This is a genomic window from Brevundimonas sp. Root1279 (assembly GCF_001425945.1).
GTDB lineage: Bacteria > Pseudomonadota > Alphaproteobacteria > Caulobacterales > Caulobacteraceae > Brevundimonas.
Genome location: NZ_LMEB01000001.1, coordinates 135,439 through 155,922 on the forward strand (window position 1 = coordinate 135,439; position 20,484 = coordinate 155,922).

Sequence of the window (20,484 nt, forward strand, 5' to 3'; positions counted from 1 at the left end):
AAGGTCTCGGAAGGGGGACCTTAAGCAATTCGGTCGCAAGCTCCGCCTGTGATTCTCAACCGAGCCCCGTCTCCGGTCGACAAACTCGCCCTGGCCGTCGTGCACGCGCCCGAGCGAGCGTCGTTCAACGCCCTGCCGGCCGGCGCGCGGGAGGAGTCGCTGCGTGTCCTGCTGCAGACGGCGGCGGACGCCGGAGTCAGTCTGGTGGCCACCGAGCCGGAAGGCGACGGCGAGCGTTGGCTGGGCCAGGCCTGGCCCTTCCCCTCGCCCTTCCAGGTCACCGTCCAGACCGTTTCGATCACCGACGGCGTCGACCGCGTCGAGGCCCGCGCCCGCCGCTCGCTGGAGCGTCTCGGCCTGCCGCGGGGCGACGTGCTGCTGGTCTCCTCCGCCGATGACCTGGCGGGGGCCGAGGGCCGCGCTCTCTGGGATCGGCTCGAGGGCCTAAAGACCCGCGGCCTGTTCAAACGCATCGGTTTCCGCGCCCGGCTCGAGGACGGCCCGGCCCTGCTGGCCCGTCGTTTCCAGCCGGATGTCGTCCAGTTGCCGCTCAATCTGCTCGATCAGCGCGCCCAGCGCACCGGCGTCCTGGCCGAGCTGGCCGGGCTCGGCGTCTCGGTGCATGCGGACTCGATCTTCGCCGACGGCGCCCTCTTCATCAGCGGCGAGGCCCTGCCGCCGGAGATGGCCCGGCACGCCCACGCTCTGTCGCGCATCCGCCGTCGCCTCGCCGAGGCCCGGCTGGATCCCATGCAGGCCGCCCTAGCCTACGCCCACGGCCTGCCGGAAGTCTCGGCCGCCATCGCCAGCGTCGCCTCTTCGGCCGAGCTCCGGGCGGTGATCGCCGCCGCCAACGCGCCGACGCCTGATCTGGACTGGAGCGCCTTCCAGTTGGAGCCGGCGACGGCGACCGCCGCCGGCCCCCGTCGGGTCAGTAGCGCAGCCTGACCCCCAGGTAGCCCGAGCGGCCTGGCTCGCCGTAGCCCAGCACCTGCTGATAGCGCTCGTCCGCCAGGTTCTCGACCCGCGCCGTCAGGGCGACGTTGTCGGTCAGGACATAGGCCGCATTCAGATTGGCCGTGACGAAGCCGTCGCGAATGGCGGCCGTGGCTGAGTTGGTGTCCCGGTCGTCGCCCTCGGCCCTCACAGTCAGCGCCCCCGACAGTCGATCGCCCGTCCAGCCCAGAGTCGCCGAGCCGGCCTGTTCCGGCACGCGCGCCAGGCGCAGCCCGGTGGCCTCGTCCCGGGCGTCGGTCCAGGCATAGGCCAGGGTCAGGTCGAAGCCGCCGATCAGGATCGCCCGGGCTTCCAGCTCGACCCCGTCCGTCGCCGTCTCGGCGATGTTGACGTAGTAGCTGTCGAAGGTGAGCGGATCGAAGATGTAGGTGATCTGGTCCTCGACCTTGAGGCGATAGACCGTCGCCCGGCTCTCGATGCGGCCGTCGGCCGAACGCCAGCCGATCGCCGCCTCAAAACCCTCGGCCGTTTCCGGCCTCAGCACCGGGAACGGCTGGGACGAGAAGCAGTAGTCGCAGACCGCCTGGCTGACTGTCGGGGCCTTGAAGCCGGTGCCGTAGGCGCCGGACAGGGTGAAGCCGGGGCCGACGTCCCAGGCCGCCGAGACCCGGCCGGTGGTCTTGGACCCGAAGTCGTCGGTGTCGTCGAAGCGCAAGCCGCCGGTGATGCTCAGCGTGTCGCTGACGTCATAGCGCGCCGTGCCGAAGGCCGAGGTGGACCCCAGGCTGACGCTGTCGCCGGTCGAGATGCTGCCGGCGCTGTTCTCGCGCTCGAGGCCGAAGGCGTAGGTCGCCGCGCCGGTCACGCCATTGGCCTGCCAGCGGTAGGCCTGGCGGTCGGCCTCGAAGATCGAGCCGAAGGCGCTGAAGGTCTCGCGGGCGATGTCCGAGGCCGAGACGCTGAACTGGTGGTCCAGGCCCAGGGCCTCGACGCTGGCGCGGACCACGCCGGACCATTGCTCGGACTCGGAGCGGTCATCGTTGTCCTCGACCGGGAAGCCGTTATCGAGGTCGGCCTCGCTTTGCGACCAGCGGGCCGAGCCGTCCAGGGTCACCGCCGGCGAGACGGCGTAGCGGCCGCGCACGCCGACCGTGGTGTTGTCGAAGCCGTCCGTCTCGGGATTGCCATTGGCCTCGTCGGCGACCGAGATGCCGTCGGTGGTGAAGCGCGAGACATAGGCGCCCAGGGCCCAGGTCTCGTTGGCCTCGCCGACGCCGAGGCGGCCGCGCAGGGTGTCGAAGCTTCCGGCCTCGGCCTCGGCGGCGACGCCGTCGATCTCCTTGGTGGTGAAGGCGATCACCCCGCCGATAGCGTCGGAGCCCCACAGCGAGGACTGCGGCCCCGACAGCACCTCGATGCGATCGATGTCGCCCAGGTCGAAGCCCGAGAAGTCATAGGCGCCGTTGGGCTCGGCCGCATCATTGACCGGCGCGCCGTCGACCAGGACCAGGGTCTTGCCCGGGGTCGCGCCGCGCATGCGGACCTGGGCCACGCCGCCGAAGGGACCGGACCGGGTCACGGACAGGCCGGGCACGTCGGACAGGATGTCGGTGGCGAAGACGGCGCCGCGTTGTTCGATGGTCGCGCTGTCGATGACCCGGGCGCCGGGGGTGTCGGCGACAATGGACGGGATGCGGGTGGCGGTGACCACCACCTCGGGCAGACCATCGTCGTCCGGAACCTGCTGGGCGTGCGCGGACAGGGGGAAGAACACGGCCGAGGCGGCCGTGGCGAGCAGAAGGGATCGCGTCATGCGTATCTCCGTCGTCCCCGCGCGAGCACATCGCGGCGACGTAGAAAGGGCGACCGACTCGTACCCTGGAGGGCACGGCGCAGGAGTCGGGTCGCCTCGACGGATCACCGCGTCTCTGCCTGGTCCCGGGCAGCGGACGGACGACGTCGGCGGCCAGGTCTCCTGGCTTGCGGGTCAAAAGCCGCCATTCTCGCCTTCCCGGTCGCCCAGTGGCGCCGAAGCCGAAGCTCCGGAGCGAATGACGGCCTCGCCGCCTACAGTTGCGGGCACAGCCGCGGTGTTGGACCGCGTTCCCTTAACCGCCTGGCGCGCTTGTCGCAGTGCAGCGACGCTTGTGCAAGGTCAGGCGGCTGCGCCGGACTTCAGGTGATCAAGATAGATGCGCCAGGCGTTGACCGTCCGGCGCCGGTCGTCCGGGCTCGCACCGTTGTAGATGAAGCCAAAATGCTCGCCGGTGATCTGATTTAGAACGGCGGCCAGCGCGTCAGTGAGAACCTTGGGAGTGTAGTGCCTCAGCCCCTCGAAGGCGTCGGGGCTGGTATTCACAAGGGAGATCGCCGGGTAACCCAGCGGCCGGTCGTCGTCCATCAGGGTGATGATGGTAGGCACGGCCTCAGGCCCGAGAGCGATCAGGCGATCGAAGAGCCGCTGCTGCGCCGGGATGCCGCTTCTCCTTTCGTCACGTGACGGGGGCGGCAAGGCGACAATCTCCTCGATGATCGCCCGAACCTCGGCGTAATGAGGGGTGTTTCGGTCTGTCTGCCAGCTCGCCAGCAATCCATCTTGTCGCGCGACCTCCGCCTGGACCGCTGCGATCACCGACGGGTCCGCCTGACGCAATGCGGCAGGGGTGTTGCCCGCGAAGTAGAGCTGTCCCTCGCTGCGTACGGCGAACACCACGGAGAGCGAACCGGAGGCGCTACGTAGCTGGTCGATGGATGGTTGATAGAGTTGGGGCTCCGAGTACCAACGAATGCTCGGCTGCGCGCCGCCGTCCGCCTTCAGGGTCCGTACGTCACGGAGGCGTAACGTCACATAGGCTCGTTCCGGGAAGGTCTCGGGGACATCCAATACGGTCTCCACGATGACATTAGACTGGGCGACCAGCTTCCAGAGCGGGGTGTCTTCGGCAATGGCGGAAGGGGCGACCGCCAAGACGGCTGCGACGCAGAGGGCGAATAGGATCGAGCGCATGCATCGATTGCAGTGATCCACTGCTGTCGGTCAAGCTCATGCCATTGCGCTTGAGCGCGCCCGCGGCTTCCTTCACCTTGCGGCGCTCATATGAACGCCCCTCTCGCCCATCCTCCGCATGCCGAAGCCCTGCCGTCCGCCGAAGGCGTGACGCCGGTGATGGCGCAATTCCTGGCCGCCAAGGCCAGCGCGCCCGACGCCATCCTGTTCTTCCGCATGGGCGACTTCTACGAGCTGTTCTTCAAGGACGCCGAGATCGCCGCCGCCGCCCTGGGCATCACCCTGACCAAGCGGGGCAAGCACCAGGGCGAGGACATCCCCATGGCCGGGGTGCCGGTGCATGCGCTGGACGGCTACCTCGCCCGCCTGATCCGCCAGGGCTTCAAGGCCGCCATCTGCGAACAGCTGGAGGCCCCGTCCGAAGCCAAGAAGCGGGGCTCCAAGGCGGTGGTCCGGCGCGACATCGTCCGCGTCGTCACGCCCGGCACCCTGACCGAGGACAGTCTGCTCGACGCCCGCGGGGCGAACCGGCTGGCGGCCGTCGCCATCCGCAAGGGTCGCGCCGCCGTGGCTGTGGTCGAGCTGTCGGCCGGGGCGGTCGACGTGGTCGCCTGTGCGCTGGAGGACCTCGGCGCGACGCTGGCGTCGTTCCGGCCTTCCGAGGTGCTGGTCCCCGACCGCCTGTTCTCGGACGAGGCGGCCAAGGATGCGCTCAACGGGTCGGGCGGCGTGGTTCAGGCCCTGCCGCAGGCTCTGGCCGAGCCGGTCGGCGCCCGCGTACGGGTCGAGCGCCTGTACGGCGTGGCCTCTCTGGACGGCTACGGCGCCTTCGAAGAGGCGGAAGTCTCGGCGCTGGGACTGGTTGCCGCCTATCTGGAAACCACCCAGGCCGGCAAGATTCCGGCCCTGACGCCGCCGCGCCGTTCGGGCGACAGCGGCTTCCTGGCCATCGATCCGGCCACGCGGCTGAGCCTCGAGATCGACCGCACCCAGCGCGGCGAGCGCGACGGCAGCCTGCTGGCCTGCCTCGACCGCACCGTCACCTCGGGCGGCGCCCGGGCCCTGGCCGAGCGCATCGCTCGGCCGCTGCGCGATCCGATCGCCATCAACCACGGCCTCGACGCGGTCGAATGGCTGCTGGAACGCCGCGACCTGCGCCGCGATCTGCGCGACGGCCTGCGCGCCTCTTCGGACGTGGCCCGCGCCGTCTCCCGCCTGGCGCTCGGCCGGGGCGGGCCGCGCGACCTGGCCGCCATCCGCATCGGCCTGTCGGTGGCCGAGGGCATCGCCGGCCTGTTCCCGACCGCCCGCGACCCGCTGACCGGACCGTCAGCGCGGCTGGCGGACTGTCTCGACCGCCTGGCCTTCTCGCCCGAGGTCGGCCGCCTGCTGGTCGATCTGGCCGAGGGCCTGGTCGCCGAGCCGCCGCATCTGGCCCGCGACGGCGGCTATGTGAACGCCGGCTTCCGGCCCGAGCTCGACGAGGCGCGCGCCCTGCGCGATGACAGCCGCCGCGTCGTCGCCGACCTGGAGGCGCGCGCCGTCGCCGAGTCCGGCGTGCCCTTCAAGATCCGTCACAACGCCGTGCTCGGCTATTTCCTCGAGACCACGGCCAAGGCCGCCGAGCCCCTGCTGCGGCCGACTGGCGAAAGCCCCTACATTCACCGCCAGACCCTGGCCAACCAGGTGCGCTTCACCACGGTGGAGCTGTCAGAGCTGGACGCCAAGATCAGCCAGGCCGGCCACCGCGCCCTGGCCATCGAGGCCGAGACCTTCGAGATCTGGCGCCGCACTGTGCAGGGTCTGTCGCAGCCGCTGCAGGCGGTCGCCGAAGCCTTGGCCGAGCTCGACGCCCACGCCGCCCTCGCCGAATGGGCCGAGGAGGTCGGCGCGGTCCGCCCGGTCGTCGACGACACCCGCTGTTTCGAGGTGACGGCCGGCCGCCATCCGGTGGTCGAGGCCGCGGTCAAGGCGGCGGGCGATCCCTATACGCCCAACAATTGTCGCCTCGACGGCTCCGGCGCGGCCTGCGCCCGGCTGTCGATCGTCACCGGCCCGAACATGGCCGGCAAGTCGACCTTCCTGCGCCAGAACGCCCTGCTGGTGGTGCTGGCCCAGGCCGGCGCCTTCGTGCCGGCGCGCTCGATGCGCCTCGGCGTGGTCGACCGGCTGTTCAGCCGCGTCGGCGCCGGCGACGACCTGGCTCGCGGCCGCTCGACCTTCATGATGGAGATGGTCGAGACCGCCGCCATCCTGACCCAAGCCACCGACAAGAGTTTCGTGGTGCTGGACGAGATCGGGCGGGGCACCGCCACCTACGACGGCCTGGCCATCGCCTGGGCCGTGGCCGAGGCCCTGCACGACCGCAACCGCGCCCGCACCCTGTTCGCCACCCACTACCACGAGCTGGCCGGGCTGGAGACGCGACTGGCCCACGTCTGCAACCTGTCGATGATGGCCAAGGAGTGGAACGGCGACCTGGTCTTCCTGCACGAGGCCGCGCCCGGCGCCGCCGATCGCTCCTACGGCGTGCAGGTGGCAAAACTGGCTGGGGTGCCGACCGCCGTGGTCAGCCGCGCCCGCGAGGTGCTGGACCGTCTGGAGGGCGAGAAGACCGCCGTCTCCAGCCTCGACGACCTGCCGTTGTTCGCCATGCCTGAGCCCGCGGCGCCGCCGCCGCCGGTGGTCTCTTCGGCCCTGTCCGACGCCCTTTCATCGATCGATCCCGACGAACTGACGCCGCGCGAAGCGCTGGAGGCCCTCTACCGGCTGAAGGCCATCAAGGGCTGATCAGGGCCGGGCGAAGTCCAGGACGCACATTCGCCGCCACTCGGGATGCGGCCCGCAGCCGACGCCGATGAGGGTGTAGGCCGGGCTGAACAGGATGCGGCGATGGCCTCGATCGGCCACGCCGTCGTCGACGATCAGCTGGACGACCATCTCTTCGGCCGTGTCCGGGCCGTAGGCGATGGCCTCCGCTGTGGCGGCCCATCGGCCAAAGCGAGCCATCCGTTCGTGCGGGCTCAGGCCGTTTTCGCCGCCGTGGCCGGTGCGCCCGCTGCGCGCCTGATCGGCTGCGTGGCCGGCGGCGGCGCGATCGAGCGGCTGGCTGCGCGCCAGGGCGGGCAGCGCCGGCTGGGCCTCCAGAAAGGCGATGGCCTCGTCGACGGCGGCGACGCCCTCGCGGGTCACGATCGGCACCTCGCCGGGCTGCTCGATCCGGTCGCCCTGGAACCAGCCGCGCAGGGTCCTGAGCTTGCGGGCATAGCCCCGCGGATCGCTGCGGGCCGCGCTCACCTCGGCCGCGATCCGGGCATGGAAGGCGGCGTCCACGGGAGGGGCGTCCTGGGATGCGTAGGGCGCGGAGCCGGCGGCCGGCGGCGGCGCGCATGCCGACAGCAACATGGCCGCGGCGAGGAGCCCGATCCGTCTCAGCATGCATTTCCTCCACGCCGTCCCGCCTCGCACAGTCGCGCAGCCTGCGGTCGGGGTCTATACCGGCCGGATGAGCGCCCGTTCCCGCCGACCGGATTCCGTCGAGGCCAAGGGGCCGGTCGCCGACCCGTGGGCCGAGGCCGCCGCCGCCTCCAACCCTCGCGCCGCCGCCACCGCCCTGCTGCGCGCCTCGTGGGAGGCCGCTCGCGCCCGGGCCGCGGCCCGGCTGGAGGGCGGTCTCGGAGGCGTCGAGGTGGCCCGGCTCTACGCCGTCGCCGCCGACGACATGCTCCGGGACCTGTGGCGCTTCACGACGGAAATCCTCTATCCGGCGCACAATCCGACCGAGGCTGAACGGCTCAGCCTGATCGCCGTCGGCGGCTACGGACGCGGCGTGCTGGCTCCGTTTTCGGACCTCGACCTCCTGTTCCTGCGGCCGTGGAAGTCGATCCCGCGCACCGAGCAGGTGATCGAATTCATGCTCTATGTCCTGTGGGACCTGGGGGTGAAGGTCGGCCAGGCGGCGCGCTCGGTCGACGAGAGCCTGGCCCTGGCCAAGACCGACATGACGGTGCGCACGGCCCTGCTCGAGGCGCGGCCGCTCGCCGGCGACACGCAGCTGGCCGAGGACTTCATCGCCCGCTTCCGCGCCTTCGTGGTCAAGGCCGATCCGCGGCCCTTCATCGCCGCCAAGCTGGAGGAGCGCGACCAGCGACACCAGAAGGCCGGGGCCGTGCGCTATCGGGTCGAGCCCAACGTCAAGGACGGCAAGGGCGGGTTGCGCGACCTCAACACCCTGTTCTGGATCGCCCGCTCTCTGGCCCCCGACAGTCCGCTGGGGGCCCGGGTCATGGACGGCCTGCTGACCCCGCGCGAGCGCCGCACCTTCGAGGAGTCGTTCGATTTCCTGTGGCGGACGCGGGCCCATCTGCACCTGATCGCCGGCCGCGCCGAGGAGAAGCTGACCTTCGACCTCCAGCCCGAGGTAGCGCGGCGCATGGGCTGGCGCGGGCGCGGCGACGAGCCGGCGGTCGAGCGCTTCATGCGCCGCTACTTCCTCGTCGCCCGCGACGTCGGCGCCCTGACCCGCGCCCTGTCGGCCAAGCTGGAGTCGCGCCAGCAGAAGCCGACCCTCAGCCTGTCGCGCCTGATCCCCGGGCGGAAGAAGAAGCTCGGCGTCGACGGCTTCATCGAGGATGGCGGCCGCCTGTCGGTGACCGGGCCGGAAGTGTTTGCCGAGGCGCCCGAGAAGCTGTTGCTGCTGTTCCGGGTCGCCGACGCCCATGACCTCGACCTGCACCCCGACGCCCTGTCGGCGGTCAGTCGCTCGCTGTCGCTGGTGACGCCGAGCCTGCGCCGCGACCCCGAGGCGACACGCGCCTTCCTCGACATCCTGGCCCAGGGCCAGCGGCCGTACCGCGTGCTGTCGCTGATGAACGAGACCGGTCTGCTCGGCCGCTTCCTGCCGGAGTGGGGCCGCATCGTCGGTCAGACCCAGTTCAACATGTACCACGCCTATACGGTCGACGAGCACACGCTCCAGGCCATCGGCATCATCAACGACATCTGGCGCGGCAAGCTGGAGGCGGAGCATCCGACCTCGACCGAGATCGTCCACCGCATCGACGATTTCGAGGCGCTGATGCTGGCCATGTTGCTGCACGATGTCGGCAAGGGCGGCGACCGGGGCCAGCTGGAGGACGGCGCGATCGCCGCGCGGCGCGCCTGCGACCGGCTGGGCCTGGATCCGCGTCGCACCGAGTTCGTGGTCTGGCTGGTCCGCAACCACCTGGCGCTCAGCGACTACGCCCAGAAGCGCGACGTCTCCGATCCGGCCACGGTGCGCGCCTTTGCGGCCCTGGTCGGCGACCCCGAGCGGCTGCGCACCCTGCTGATCCTCACCGTCGCCGACATCCGGGCTGTCGGACCCGGGGTGTGGAACGGCTGGAAGGGTCAGCTGATCCGCGAACTCTACCAGCGCACCGAGGCCCTGTTCCGCGGCGAGGACATCGACCACGCCGACCCGCTGGAGGATTATCCGGAGATCGTCGCCCGCGCCCGCGCCGGCGAGGCGGTGGCGGCGGTTCTGTCGGGCGCCGATGGCTTTGACGGGGAGGGGGGCGAGCGCGCCGCCACCCGCGTCGCCGTCGCCGTCCAGGATCGGCCGGGCCTGTTCGCCGACCTCGCCGGGGCCCTGGCCGCCGCCGGCGCCGATGTGGTCGGGGCGCGGGTGGCGACCGCCGGCGACGGCGTCGCCCTGGACGTCTTTGAACTGCAGGACGGGGCCGGGGACCCCTATGGCCGGGCCGAGCCGCGCCGCCTGGATCGGCTGCTCGCCGCCCTGACCGCCGCCGCCCGCGGCGACCCCGGCCGGGCCGAGCCGCCGCGCGCCACCTACAACCCGCGCCGCGCCGCCTTCGACGTGCGCCCGACGGTGATCATCGACCTCGAGGAGTCGCCTTCGGCGGCGGTGGTCGAAGTCTCCGGCGCCGACCGGCCGGGCTTGCTCGCCGACCTCGCCGGGGTGCTGTCGCAGCGTCAGCTGTCGATCCGCTCGGCCCATATCGCCGGCTTCGGCGAGCGCGCGGTCGACAGCTTCTATGTCACCGCCGTGGAGGGCGGGAAGCCGACGGCCGGCGCCGGCCTTGATCAGCTGCGCGCTGATCTGGAGAGCGTGCTGGACCGCGCCGGACCCAGCGGCCCACGCGTCTCCGCCCCGGTGCGGGCCAGCCTGCGCGACGTCTCCGAGGTGGGCCGGGTCAGGCCGCCGTCGCGCGGCGCAAACCGGCCCGTATCGCGCGGCGGGGAAGCAGGCTAAGCGAGTAGTCGGCGAACCCCCTTCCCGAGACCTGCATGAGCCTCGCGCGCAACACTCTTGTGCAAGCCACCCTGACTCTGGGCAGCCGCGTGCTCGGTTTCGCCCGCGACATGGCGCTGGCGGCCCGGTTCGGCCAAGGGCCGATGATGGACGCCTGGGCCACGGCCCTGATGCTGCCCAATCTGTTCCGCCGCCTGTTCGCCGAGGGCGCCTTCGCCCAGGCCTTCGTGCCGGTCTACGGCGGGGTGCGCGCCCGCGACGGGGAGGAAGCCGCCGCCGTCACCGCCTCCGAGGCGCTGAGCTTCATGTTCGCCGTGGTGGCGGCCTTCTGCATCGTGCTGCAGGTGCTGATGCCGTGGATCATGCCGTGGCTGCTGTCGGCCTGGCGGCATGACGAGGAGGTGATGCGCGCCGCTGTCGTCGCCACCCAGCTGGCCATGCCCTACCTGGCCTGCATGACCATCGCCTCCCTGCTCTCGGGGGTGCTGAACACGGCCGGAAAGTTCGCCCTGACCGCGGCGGTGCCGGTCTTCCTCAACATCTGCACCCTCGTGCCGCTGCTGGCCCCGAGCCTGCTCCCGATGAGCCAGGCGGAGACCCTGCTGTGGACCTCGGCGGCGGTGACCGTCTCGGGCCTCGTTCAGGCGGGCCTGCTGTGGATCGGCGTGCGGCGTCTGGGCGTGCGGCTGAAGTTCGGCTGGCCGCGCCTGACCCCGAACGTCAAGCGGGCCCTGGCCCTGGCCGTGCCTGGCGCCCTGGCCGGCGGGGCGATGCAGGTCAATTCGGTGGTCAGCCAGGTTCTGACGGGTTCGGACGAGGGCGCCCGCTCGGTGCTCTACAACGCCGACCGGCTCTACCAGCTGCCGCTCGGCCTGGTCGGGGTGGCCATCGGTCTTGCCCTGGTGCCGCGGCTGACCAAGGCCTTCGTCCAGGGCGACCATGAGGGCGGCCGTAAGACGCTGGATGACGGCATCACCCTGGCCATGGCCTTCACCCTGCCGGCGGCCGTGGCGCTGTTCGTCATCCCCTTCTTCATCATCGACGCCACCGTCACCCGCGGCGCCTTCACCTCCGAGGACGCCGCCCGCACCGCCGACGTGCTGCGCCAGTTCGCCTGGGGCGTGCCGGCCTTCGTCCTGGCCAAGGTGCTGACGCCGCCCTTCTTCGCCCGCGAGGACACCCGCCGGCCGATGATCTTCGCCGTCTCGGCGGTGGTCTTCACCATCATCGTCGGCACGGCCCTGTTCTTCTGGCTGTCGCGGATCGACGTCGACGGCGTGCTCGGCCTGGCCGTCGCCACCAGCCTGTCGGCCTGGCTCAACGTCGCCCTGCTCGGCGGGACGCTGGTGCGCGAGCATGTCTGGCGCGCCTCCAACGCCTTCGTCTCGCGCATTTCACGCGTGCTGCTGGCCAGCGGCGTCATGGCGGTCGTGCTGTTCGCCGCCGACGTCTACTACCCGGAGCTGGCGCGCATCTTCCTGGCCAAGGAGATCGCCGTCCTGGTGGTCGTCGGTGTCGGAGCGGCGGTCTACGGCGCCTGTCTGCTCGCCTTCCGGGCGGTCAGCATCGCGGAGCTCAAGGCCGTGCTGCGCCGCGAGCCGGGCGGCGGCTCGATGTCCTCCGGTCTGGACTGACGCGAGGGGAGGCGATAGGTGCGAGGCATGACGATTTCGGGACTGAACTTCGCCGGCCGTCGATGGCGCGGCTGATCCGCCGTCCAACGCCGCGCGCCATCCTGTGCGCCTGATCCAGACTTCCTCCCGAGCTCACGATCCATGACTGACCAGACCCCGGCCGAATACACCGGACCCCGCCGCATCCTGTCCGGCATCCAGGCCTCCGGCGCCCTGCACCTGGGCAACTATCTCGGCGCCCTGAAGCGCTTCACCCAGCTGCAGGATACGGGCGCGCCCTGCTTCCTGTTCGTCGCCGACCTGCACGCCATCACCGTGTGGCAGGACCCGGCCCTGCTGACCGCCCAGACCCGCGAGATCGCCGCCGCCTACCTCGCTTCGGGCCTCGATCCGGCCAAGTCGGTGATCTTCCCGCAGTCGGCGGTGCGTGCCCACTCTGAACTGGCCTGGATCTTCAACTGCGTCGCCCGCCTCGGCTGGCTCGACCGGATGACCCAGTTCAAGGAGAAGTCGGGCAAGCACAAGGAGCGCTCGTCGGTCGGCCTCTACACCTATCCGGTGCTGCAGGCGGCGGACATCCTGCTCTACAAGGCCACCGAGGTGCCCACCGGCGAGGACCAGAAGCAGCACCTTGAGCTGACCCGCGACATCGCCGCCAAGTTCAACAACGACTTCGGCGTGCCCGGCTTCTTCCCCCTGCCCGAGCCCCTGACCCAGGGCCCTGCCCCGCGGGTGATGAGCCTGCGCGACGGCGCGGCCAAGATGTCCAAGTCGGATCCGTCCGACCAGTCGCGCATCAACCTGACCGACGACGCCGACTCCATCGTCGCCAAGGTGCGCAAGGCCAAGACCGACCCCGAGCCCCTGCCGGAAACCGTGGAGGGCCTCGACGCCCGTCCGGAAGCCAAGAACCTGGTCACCATCTATGCGGCCCTGGCCGACATGACGCGCGAGCAGGTGCTGGCCCAGTACGGCGGACAGGGCTTCGGCGCCTTCAAGCCGGCTCTGGCCGAGCTGGCCGTGGCCTCCATGGCCCCGGTCACCGCCGAGATGCGCCGCCTGATGGCCGACACGGCCGAGATCGACCGGGTCCTCAAGGACGGCGCCGAGCGGGCGGCGGAGATCGCCGATCCGGTGGTCGACGAGGTCAAGAAGATCGTCGGCTTCTGGCGGGCGTGATCGCGCTTTCCGGTCCCGGCTTCGCGGCCGGGACTGGCGGCGGCGAGCCGCTGCGCTAGGTAATGGCCCATGAGCCTCGCCCATCCCCTCGACCGTCCCGTCTGGAGCGCCCTGAACGGCCCGCTGGCGTCGCTGGCGATCCGGCGAGAGGAGGGCGAGGGCGTCGCCGTGCGGCTGGATCCGGACATCGGCGTCTTCGTGGCGGCCGCCGACGGCTCGCCGGACAGCCGGGCCTTGCTGACCGCGCTCAGCCGAGAATACCCCGGCGCCGGGCTCGTCGAGCCGGAAGGGACGCCGATCGAGGCCGTCTTACCGGACCTGCCCATCGTCTCGCGCGCGCCCTGCGTGCAGATGACCGCATCCGCGCTGACCCAGGGCCAGGCGAGTGATCTCGACATCCTGACGCTCGGCGAGGCCGACGCCGAGGAGATGCTGGCGCTGGCGGCCTTGACCAAGCCGGGGCCCTTCCGGAAGGGCACGCTGCGGCTCGGCGGCTTCATCGGCGTGCGGCGCGAGGGCCGGCTGGTCGCCATGGCCGGCGAGCGGATGAAGGTCGACGGCTTCACCGAACTGAGCGGCGTCTGCACCCATCCCGACTTCCGCGGCCAGGGGCTGGCAGGGGTTCTGAGCCGCGCCGTTGTGTCGCGCATCCTCGCGCGCGGCGAACAGGCCTTCCTGCACGCCTACGCCGAGCACGCGGCGACGGTGGCGTTCTATGAGAGCCTGGGCTTCACCGTCCGTGCACGGATGACCTAAACCGTTCTGGCCTAGGCGACGCGCTCCAGCCGGGCGACGAAGAAGCCGTCCAGCCCGCCCTTCTCCGCCCACATCGACGGGAGGATGCGCAGCCAGCCTTCCGACGTCAGGGCTTCGTCCGGGGCGCCGACCTCGGCGGGAACCGCCGGGACGGTCTTGAAGGCCGGGTTGCGGCGCAGGAAGGCGATGATCTGGGTCTCGCCTTCTTCGCGCTCCATCGAACAGACGCAATAGACCATCCGCCCGCCCGGCTTGACCCGGTCGGCGGCGGCGTCGAGCAGGCGGTGCTGAACGTCGGCCAGTTTGGCGACGTCGGCGGGCTTGGTGGCGCGCAGCACTTCGGGGTTACGGCGGAAGGTGCCGGTGGCGGTGCACGGCGCGTCCAGCAGGACGGCGTCGAAGGTGCGGTCGTCCTCCCAGTCCTCGGCGGGCGTGACGACGATCTCGGCCTCGAGCCCGGTGCGCTCCAGATTGGCGCGCAGGCGCTTCAGCCGGACTTCCGAACGATCGAGGGCCACGACGGAGGCGCCCGAAGCGCACAGTTGCAGCGTCTTGCCGCCGGGCGCGGCGCACAGGTCAACGATGAATTCGTCCGCCTTCGGAGCGAGCAGCCGGGCGGGGACGGCCGCGGCCGCGTCCTGCACCCACCAGTTCCCGTCCTCGAAGCCGGGCCAGGTCGCCACGTCGCCGCGCTTGCCGGTGCGGACCGTGCCGCCGGCAACGGCCTCGCCGTCGACGGCGGCGGCGACCTCGGCCGGATCGGCCGCGGGCTTCAGGCTGAGGTCGGTGGCCGGCTCCTCGCGGGCGGCCAGGGCCAGGGCGGCCAGGGCCGGCTCGCCGTAGGTGGCGCGCCAGCGGGCGGCGACCCACTCGGGCAGGTTGGACTCGGCCGTGGTCAGGCCGGGCCCCTCGCGGTCGATGCCGCGCAGCACGGCGTTGACCAGGTTCTTGTAGGGCCGGGTCTTGGTGTCCCGCTCGGCCAGTTTCACGGCCGTCGACACCGCGGCGAAGGCCGGGGTCTCGAGCACCAGCATCTGGGCCAGGGCGACGCGCAGGATGGTGCGCACGGCCAGCGGCGGGGCCTTCTGCAGCTTGCGGTCGAGGATCTGGTCGATCTCGCCCAGACGGCGCAGGGCGGCCATGGCCACGGCGCGGGCGAAGGCCCGGTCCGGCGCGGGCAGGGCGGCGATCTCGCGGAAGCTCTGGGCGGCGTCCATGCCGCCGCGGCCTTCCAGCGCCGCGTTCAGCAGAACGCCCGCGGCCAGGCGGGCCTCGACGCCGATGTCGGCGGCTTCGTCGCGAGGTTGTTCGACCCGGGGCGGACGCGGTCCGCGTGACTTTTCGGCCATGCGGCGACCGCGCGCGGCCGAGCTGTGGCCGCCCTTGCCGGCGCCGGAGGAGGGGGGACGGCTCATACGGCGACCTGCGCGCCGAGCTCGACGACGCGTCCCGGCGGAATGTGGAAGAAGTCGGTCGGGTTGGCGGCGTTGCGCATCAGGAAGATGAACAGCCGGTCCTGCCACAGGGGCATGCCCTGCGAAGCCGAGGCGATGACCGAGCGGCGGCCGAGGAAGAAGCTCGTCGACATGATGTCGAACTTCAGACCCTGTTTGCGGCATACGCCCAGCGCCTTGGGCACGTTGGGCTGCTCCATGAAGCCGTAGGAGATGACCAGCTTCTTGAAGTCGTCCGAGATCGGTTCGATCCGCACCCGGTCGGCCTCGGCCACACGCGGCCGGTCGGTGGTCCGTACGGTCAGGATGACGTTCTTCTCGTGCAGCACCTTGTTGTGCTTGAGATTGTGCATCAGGGCGACCGGGGCGATGTCCGGGTCCGACGTCAGGAAGATGGCCGTGCCCGGGGCGCGGTGCGGCGGCCGGGCGCGCAGCATCTCGATCAGGTCGGCCAGGGGCAGGCTGTCCTTGCGCGTCTTGGCGGTGAGGATCTGCGTCCCCCGCACCCAGGTCCACATCAGCAGGATCAGCGCCGCGCCGAGCACCAGCGGCATCCAGGCGCCGTCCGGAATCTTCAGCAGGTTGGAAGTCAGGAAGACGGTGTCGATGAAGCCGAACGGGACCAGGGTCGCGAGCACGGCCCATAGCGGCCAGTTCCACTTCTTGGTGATCACCGAATAGGCCATCAGGGTGTTGATCAGCATCACTCCGGTGACCGCGACGCCATAGGCTGCGGTCAGGTTGGACGAGCTGCGGAAGGCGAACAGCAGCACCAGCACCCCGACCATCAGCAGGGTGTTGACTGCCGGCACGAAGATCTGGCCGGCCTGGGTCTCGGACGTGTTCTTGATGTCGATGCGCGGCAGAAGGCCCAGTTGCACCGCCTGCTGGGTCACCGAGAAGGCGCCGGTGATGACCGCCTGCGAGGCGATCACGGTGGCTGCCGTGGCGAGGGCCAGCATCGGCCAGTAGACCGCCGTCGGCACCATGCTCCAGAACGGGTTCTGCGACGCCGACGGGTCGGAGAGGATCAGGGCGCCCTGGCCCAGGTAGTTCAGGGTCAGGCAGGGGAGGACGAAGGCCAGCCAGCCGATGCGGATCGGCGACTTGCCGAAATGGCCCATGTCCGCATACAGGGCCTCGGCCCCGGTCACGGCCAGGAAGACGCTGCCCAGGATGATGAAGCCGAGGAAACCGTCCTCGATCAGCAGCTGTACGCCGTAGTGCGGCGACAGCGCCCGCAGGACGCTGAGGTCGTCGAAGATGTGGAACAGGCCGAGCACGCCCAGGCACAGGAACCAGACGGCGGTGATCGGGCCGAAATACTTGGCCAGTTTGGCGGTGCCGCGGGCCTGCAGCAGAAACAGGCCGACCAGGATGCCCGCCGCGATGGGCACGATGTAGGGATCCAGCGAGCCGCCCACGCCGGGGGCGTCCTTGACCCCCTCGATAGCCGAGAGCACCGAGATGGCGGGCGTGATGATGCCGTCGCCGTAGAACAGCGCCGCGCCGCAGACTCCGAGGATGAAGATCAGGGCGGAGCGACGGCCGATGGCGTGCTGGGCCAGGGCCATCAGGGCCAGGGTGCCGCCCTCGCCCTTGTTGTCCGCGCGCATCAGGAAGAAGACGTACTTGAACGTCACCACCACCATCAGCGCCCAGAAGGCCAGCGAGACCACGCCGATCACGGCCAGGTCGCCGCCGACGCCGTCGCGGGCGTGGTCGATCGCCTCCCGCAGGGCGTAGAGCGGGCTGGTGCCGATGTCGCCGAACACGACGCCGATGGCGCCGAGGATCAGACCGAACTTGCCGGCCTTGCCGACGCCGTGCTCGCCGGCGGCCGCGGGATGCGGGTGCGCCGGGTCGATGGTCTTGTCGGTTGAATTGTTGGGGGTCGAGGCGGCCTTGGCGCCGTCTTCACCTTGGGGAGCAGCCCCGGCCATGAAGTTCCTCCGGGACGCCGCACAGTGCGGTTCCCATCAAAAGAGCGGCGAGCCTTTAGGCCCTTTCCCGCGCCGGTTCAATCGTGCTGCGCCTGCGAGATGAATCGTAGACTCGGCCCGGGCGGGAGACCGGCCCGAACAGGGTCGATAAGCGGCCGGGGCGGCGAAGGTTGCGAGTGTTTGTGAAACGGCGGCGCCCGCACTATCTTGAGCACTGAAAGCCATGTCCGACAGCCAACGATTTCCCGTCGCCGCCCACGCCCTGGCCTATCTGGCCCACAAGGGCGCCTACTCGCCGGCTGACGCCGCGCCGAGCGCGGTTCTGGCCGCCTCGGTTCCGACCAATCCGGTCGTGGTGCGCCGTGTGACCGCCCTGCTGGCCAAGGCGGGGCTGATCGCCACTCGTCCGGGCGCCTCGGGCGGGGCCTGGCTGCTGCACAGGCCCGAAGCCATCACCCTGGACGCGGTCCTGCGCGCGGTGAACGGCTGCGCGCAACTGGGCTCGCCGCCAGCCGGAGCGAAGGGCTGTCCGGTCAGCGAACACATCCCGCGCCAGGTCGCCAAGGCCCTGACCGCCGCGGATCTGGCCGCCGGCGAGGCGCTTGGCAAGATCACTATCGCCGACCTCCTGGCCGAGAACCCGCCGTCGCTGGCAGGCTTCGCGCCGCACTCGTCGTGTCCCGTCGCCGCCTGATAAATCGGCCGTCGGCTGAGACTCAGGGTTGATCTCCGTCATCGGATGATGGCGATATCAGCGTGACCACAGGGGGCCTAAATGACGGATCACAACTCGGGGCTCAGCGCCGACACTCAGGCGCTTATGGCCTTCGAGGCCAACAAGAAGTCGACCGGCGTCGCCTTCCTCCTCTGGTTTTTCACGGGCGGCCTGGGCGGCCACCGCTTCTACCTCGGCAAGACCGGGTCAGCGGTGGGCCAACTCGTCCTTTCGGTCCTGGGCTGGGTCACCATCTGGTTCGTCGTCGGCCTCCTCTTCCTGATCCCTCTCGGCATCTGGCTGCTGATCGATCTGTTCCTGATCTCGGGCATGGTCGAGAGCCATAACCGTGAGCTGATGCTCCGCCTCAACGCCCGGCCGAAGGCCGCTGGGTCCCAGGTGGACGAACTGGCCAAGTTCGCCGCCCTGCGCGATCAAGGCGCGATCTCGGACGACGAGTACGACGTCCAGAAGCGGCGTTTGCTCGGCGAGTCTCCGACGCCCGCCACGGTCGATGCCTGAATCGAATCACGGGACGTTCGCGGACCGTCGCCGCACCGTCCTGATCACAGGGGCTTCCGCCGGCATCGGCGCCGCCCTGGCGCGAGTCTATGCGGTCGAGGGTTGGGACCTGATCCTGACCGCGCGTCGAGCGGGACCGCTTGAGGTCCTGGCCGCTGAGCTGAGCCGCTCCGGCGCGACGGTGACCGTCATCACCGAGGATCTGGCCGACCCGGCTGCGCCGCAACGCCTGTTCGAGGCGGTCGCCGCCCGCAGTCTCACCGTCGACGCCCTGGTCAACAACGCCGGCTTCAGCCGCACGGCCGGCTTCCTGCAGACTGATCCGGCCGACCACGCCGCCATGCTGCAGGTCATGCTGTCGGCCCCGGTCGAGCTGTCACGCCTGTTCGCCCCTGGCATGGTCGAGCGCGGCTTCGGCCGTATTCTCAACGTCGCCTCGCTGGCCGGGCGCATGCCGGCGACCGGTGGCGACACGCTCTACGGCCCGATCAAGAGCTTCCTGATCAAGGCCTCGCAGGGCCTGCACCTCGAGCTGGCCGGGACGGGGGTGCACGTCACCGCCCTGTGCCCCGGCTACACCCTGACCGAGTTCCATGACGTCAACGGCACCCGCGCCGAGGTCTCGTCCGCCTATCCCGCCTGGATGTGGCAGACCGCCGAGCACGTCGCCCGCGTCGGTTATGACGCCGTTGAGGCCAACCGGCCGGCGGTGACGCCGGGGGTAATGAACAATGTCCTCGCGGGCCTGGCCAAACACCTGCCGGACCGCTGGGCGCTCAAGATGGTCGGCGGCCATGCGAAACGGCTGAAGCGGATATGAGGACCCAGCCGACGCCGTGGGGCACGGACCCGAACCTGTTCGCCGCTCTTCCGGGGAGCGACGCGATCGTCGGATGGTTCGGCTTCACGCCGTCGTTTCACGACGCCGATCTCGTCGAGCTGACGCTGACGAAGGGCGACGCGATCATGCGGATCGCCGCTTTTCGCATGACGGATCAGGTCAACGAGGCCGGCTACTTCGTTCTCGATCGCCACGCGATCGTGAGTCTCCACATGACAAAGGTCACCGGTGTCGAGCTGAACGGCGACGCCCACTCGATCCTCGCGGGCCTTGTCATCCGCAGGCTTGAGGCCTCCGTTCCGAAAGACCGGTTCGGAACCTGCCCGGGGCCCGAGGCCGGCGACTACGAGATCGCGTTTGAAACCAGCTACGGCCTCTGGGGCGCTCTCTATGCCCGCGGACTAGCGCTGTCGCTGGAGCCGGCTGAGGTCCCCTAGGCCCGCCGGCTAGTGCCCGCCGCTCGGATACGGCGTGGTCACGCCCGAGCTGATGATGCCCGGCAGGGCCTCGCCCAGGCCCATCAGGATGAACTGGATGGCCAGGGCGCAGAGGATCAGGCCCAGCACCCGCACCACGATGGACAGACCGACCTCGCCGAGGATGCGGCTGATCGGGCCGGTCAGGGCGAAGCTGATGAAGGACACCACGCAGGCGGCGGCGATGGCCGCCAGGGAGGCTGCAGTGCCGGCGGCTCCGAGTTTCTCGGCCTCGCCGGCCTGGATGATGATGGCCGAGATGGCGCCGGGGCCGATCATCAGCGGGATGGCGAAAGGCACGACCAGCCGCTGGAAACGCCGCTTGGCGTAGCCGCGCACGTCCTTGAGGTCGTTGGCGGCGTCCTTGTCGGCGAAGGTGGCGATGAAGTCCTCGCGCGCCATGTCGAGGCCGAGCAGCAGCAGCAGCACGCCGCCGGCGATGCGGAAAGCGGCCAGCGAGATGCCGAAGAACTGCAGAAGCCCCAGGCCGGTGAAGAAGAAGAAGGCCAGAAAGACCGCCGCGAACAGGCAGATCAGGGCCGACACCGAAATCCGCTGGCGCAGGGTGGCGCCGGCCGTCGCCGCGGCGAAGATCGGGATATTGCCGATCGGGTCCAGCAGGGCGAACAGGGTGACGAAGAGGTTGACCCCCAGATCGACCGCGTCCATTTGCTTCTCTCGCCCCGCAATTCACCCTGCCGCCCCATAAGGGCCTGCGCGCGCGCGCGCGTCCACCCCTGCGGCCAA

The 20,484-nt window shown here is 70.5% G+C and carries 16 protein-coding genes and 1 riboswitch; of the genes, 10 read left to right on the top strand and 6 right to left on the bottom strand.

The window, feature by feature from the left end; translation table 11 throughout:
- Positions 1 to 48 precede the first annotated feature (48 nt).
- A complete protein-coding gene (locus ASC65_RS00680) occupies positions 49 to 948 on the top strand; it encodes an aldo/keto reductase (protein WP_235561362.1) in 900 nt (299 codons plus the stop codon).
- On the opposite strand, the gene ASC65_RS00685 is transcribed toward ASC65_RS00680, so the two are convergent.
- The gene (locus ASC65_RS00685; protein WP_056448106.1) at positions 932 to 2,770 is read right to left on the bottom strand and encodes a TonB-dependent receptor plug domain-containing protein; all 1,839 of its coding nucleotides are present in this window, start codon (positions 2,768 to 2,770) and stop codon (positions 932 to 934) included. The two genes, ASC65_RS00680 and ASC65_RS00685, sit on opposite strands and share 17 nt — an antisense overlap.
- A 155-nt stretch (positions 2,771 to 2,925) precedes the next feature.
- A riboswitch (cobalamin riboswitch) is annotated at positions 2,926 to 3,066 on the bottom strand.
- Between the two features lie 46 nt (positions 3,067 to 3,112).
- Positions 3,113 to 3,964: a hypothetical protein gene (locus tag ASC65_RS00690; protein ID WP_056448109.1), complete on the bottom strand. Its 852-nt coding sequence runs from the start codon at positions 3,962 to 3,964 to the stop codon at positions 3,113 to 3,115.
- Positions 3,965 to 4,054: 90 nt separating this feature from the next.
- On the opposite strand from ASC65_RS00690, the gene mutS reads away from it, so the two are divergent.
- Positions 4,055 to 6,754, top strand: a complete 2,700-nt coding sequence (mutS, locus tag ASC65_RS00695; RefSeq protein ID WP_056448111.1) for a DNA mismatch repair protein MutS — start codon at positions 4,055 to 4,057, stop codon at positions 6,752 to 6,754.
- Here the strand turns inward: mutS and ASC65_RS00700 are convergent, their stop codons facing one another.
- Positions 6,755 to 7,402, bottom strand: a complete 648-nt coding sequence (locus ASC65_RS00700) for a CAP domain-containing protein (RefSeq protein WP_056448113.1) — start codon at positions 7,400 to 7,402, stop codon at positions 6,755 to 6,757.
- Positions 7,403 to 7,469: 67 nt separating this feature from the next.
- Between ASC65_RS00700 and glnD the strand changes: the two genes are divergently transcribed.
- From glnD to ASC65_RS00720, 4 genes are all read left to right on the top strand, one after another.
- Complete coding sequence (gene glnD, locus ASC65_RS00705) at positions 7,470 to 10,217, top strand: [protein-PII] uridylyltransferase (protein ID WP_056449120.1); 2,748 nt, start codon at positions 7,470 to 7,472, stop codon at positions 10,215 to 10,217.
- A gap of 35 nt (positions 10,218 to 10,252) precedes the next feature.
- On the top strand, positions 10,253 to 11,851 hold the full coding sequence (gene murJ / locus ASC65_RS00710) for a murein biosynthesis integral membrane protein MurJ (RefSeq protein WP_056448116.1): 1,599 nt from the start codon (positions 10,253 to 10,255) through the stop codon (positions 11,849 to 11,851).
- Between the two features lie 141 nt (positions 11,852 to 11,992).
- Positions 11,993 to 13,030, top strand: a complete 1,038-nt coding sequence (trpS, locus tag ASC65_RS00715; RefSeq protein ID WP_056448119.1) for a tryptophan--tRNA ligase — start codon at positions 11,993 to 11,995, stop codon at positions 13,028 to 13,030.
- A 69-nt stretch (positions 13,031 to 13,099) separates the two neighbouring features.
- Positions 13,100 to 13,786, top strand: coding sequence for a GNAT family N-acetyltransferase (locus tag ASC65_RS00720; RefSeq protein WP_056448122.1), 687 nt, complete (start codon positions 13,100 to 13,102; stop codon positions 13,784 to 13,786).
- An 11-nt stretch (positions 13,787 to 13,797) separates the two neighbouring features.
- Here ASC65_RS00720 and ASC65_RS00725 read toward each other — a convergent pair whose 3' ends face one another.
- Both ASC65_RS00725 and ASC65_RS00730 read right to left on the bottom strand, forming a co-directional pair.
- On the bottom strand, positions 13,798 to 15,135 hold the full coding sequence (locus ASC65_RS00725) for an RsmB/NOP family class I SAM-dependent RNA methyltransferase (protein ID WP_082525842.1): 1,338 nt from the start codon (positions 15,133 to 15,135) through the stop codon (positions 13,798 to 13,800).
- 62 nt (positions 15,136 to 15,197) lie between these two features.
- A complete protein-coding gene (locus ASC65_RS00730; protein WP_056448125.1) occupies positions 15,198 to 17,183 on the bottom strand; it encodes a potassium transporter Kup in 1,986 nt (661 codons plus the stop codon).
- 223 nt (positions 17,184 to 17,406) lie between these two features.
- Here ASC65_RS00730 and ASC65_RS00735 point away from each other — a divergent pair, with 223 nt between their 5' ends.
- From ASC65_RS00735 to ASC65_RS00750, 4 genes are all read left to right on the top strand, one after another.
- Positions 17,407 to 17,877 (top strand): Rrf2 family transcriptional regulator, encoded by a 471-nt coding sequence (locus ASC65_RS00735; protein WP_056448128.1) that lies wholly within the window; start codon positions 17,407 to 17,409, stop codon positions 17,875 to 17,877.
- Positions 17,878 to 17,958: 81 nt separating this feature from the next.
- Positions 17,959 to 18,420 (top strand): NINE protein, encoded by a 462-nt coding sequence (locus ASC65_RS16960; protein ID WP_156459502.1) that lies wholly within the window; start codon positions 17,959 to 17,961, stop codon positions 18,418 to 18,420.
- Positions 18,413 to 19,240: an SDR family NAD(P)-dependent oxidoreductase gene (locus ASC65_RS00745; RefSeq protein WP_056448131.1), complete on the top strand. Its 828-nt coding sequence runs from the start codon at positions 18,413 to 18,415 to the stop codon at positions 19,238 to 19,240. Before ASC65_RS16960 ends, ASC65_RS00745 begins: the two co-directional genes overlap by 8 nt.
- Positions 19,237 to 19,698 carry a hypothetical protein gene (locus ASC65_RS00750; protein WP_056448134.1) on the top strand — a complete coding sequence of 154 codons (462 nt, stop codon included), beginning with the start codon at positions 19,237 to 19,239 and terminating at the stop codon, positions 19,696 to 19,698. Before ASC65_RS00745 ends, ASC65_RS00750 begins: the two co-directional genes overlap by 4 nt.
- A gap of 9 nt (positions 19,699 to 19,707) precedes the next feature.
- Here the strand turns inward: ASC65_RS00750 and ASC65_RS00755 are convergent, their stop codons facing one another.
- Positions 19,708 to 20,406 (bottom strand): MarC family protein, encoded by a 699-nt coding sequence (locus ASC65_RS00755; RefSeq protein WP_056448137.1) that lies wholly within the window; start codon positions 20,404 to 20,406, stop codon positions 19,708 to 19,710.
- Positions 20,407 to 20,484 lie beyond the last annotated feature (78 nt).

Excerpts from the sequence above, each read along its gene's own strand:
- ASC65_RS00685 (WP_056448106.1), bottom strand. The coding sequence starts at position 2,770 with ATGACGCGATCCCTTCTGCTCGCCACGGCCGCCTCGGCCGTGTTCTTC.
- ASC65_RS00690 (WP_056448109.1), bottom strand. The coding sequence starts at position 3,964 with ATGCGCTCGATCCTATTCGCCCTCTGCGTCGCAGCCGTCTTGGCGGTC.
- mutS (WP_056448111.1), top strand. The coding sequence starts at position 4,055 with ATGAACGCCCCTCTCGCCCATCCTCCGCATGCCGAAGCCCTGCCGTCC.
- ASC65_RS00700 (WP_056448113.1), bottom strand. The coding sequence starts at position 7,402 with ATGCTGAGACGGATCGGGCTCCTCGCCGCGGCCATGTTGCTGTCGGCA.
- glnD (WP_056449120.1), top strand. The coding sequence starts at position 7,470 with ATGAGCGCCCGTTCCCGCCGACCGGATTCCGTCGAGGCCAAGGGGCCG.
- murJ (WP_056448116.1), top strand. The coding sequence starts at position 10,253 with ATGAGCCTCGCGCGCAACACTCTTGTGCAAGCCACCCTGACTCTGGGC.
- trpS (WP_056448119.1), top strand. The coding sequence starts at position 11,993 with ATGACTGACCAGACCCCGGCCGAATACACCGGACCCCGCCGCATCCTG.
- ASC65_RS00720 (WP_056448122.1), top strand. The coding sequence starts at position 13,100 with ATGAGCCTCGCCCATCCCCTCGACCGTCCCGTCTGGAGCGCCCTGAAC.
- ASC65_RS00725 (WP_082525842.1), bottom strand. The coding sequence starts at position 15,135 with ATGGCCGAAAAGTCACGCGGACCGCGTCCGCCCCGGGTCGAACAACCT.
- ASC65_RS00730 (WP_056448125.1), bottom strand. The coding sequence starts at position 17,183 with ATGGCCGGGGCTGCTCCCCAAGGTGAAGACGGCGCCAAGGCCGCCTCG.
- ASC65_RS00735 (WP_056448128.1), top strand. The coding sequence starts at position 17,407 with ATGTCCGACAGCCAACGATTTCCCGTCGCCGCCCACGCCCTGGCCTAT.
- ASC65_RS16960 (WP_156459502.1), top strand. The coding sequence starts at position 17,959 with ATGACGGATCACAACTCGGGGCTCAGCGCCGACACTCAGGCGCTTATG.
- ASC65_RS00745 (WP_056448131.1), top strand. The coding sequence starts at position 18,413 with ATGCCTGAATCGAATCACGGGACGTTCGCGGACCGTCGCCGCACCGTC.
- ASC65_RS00750 (WP_056448134.1), top strand. The coding sequence starts at position 19,237 with ATGAGGACCCAGCCGACGCCGTGGGGCACGGACCCGAACCTGTTCGCC.
- ASC65_RS00755 (WP_056448137.1), bottom strand. The coding sequence starts at position 20,406 with ATGGACGCGGTCGATCTGGGGGTCAACCTCTTCGTCACCCTGTTCGCC.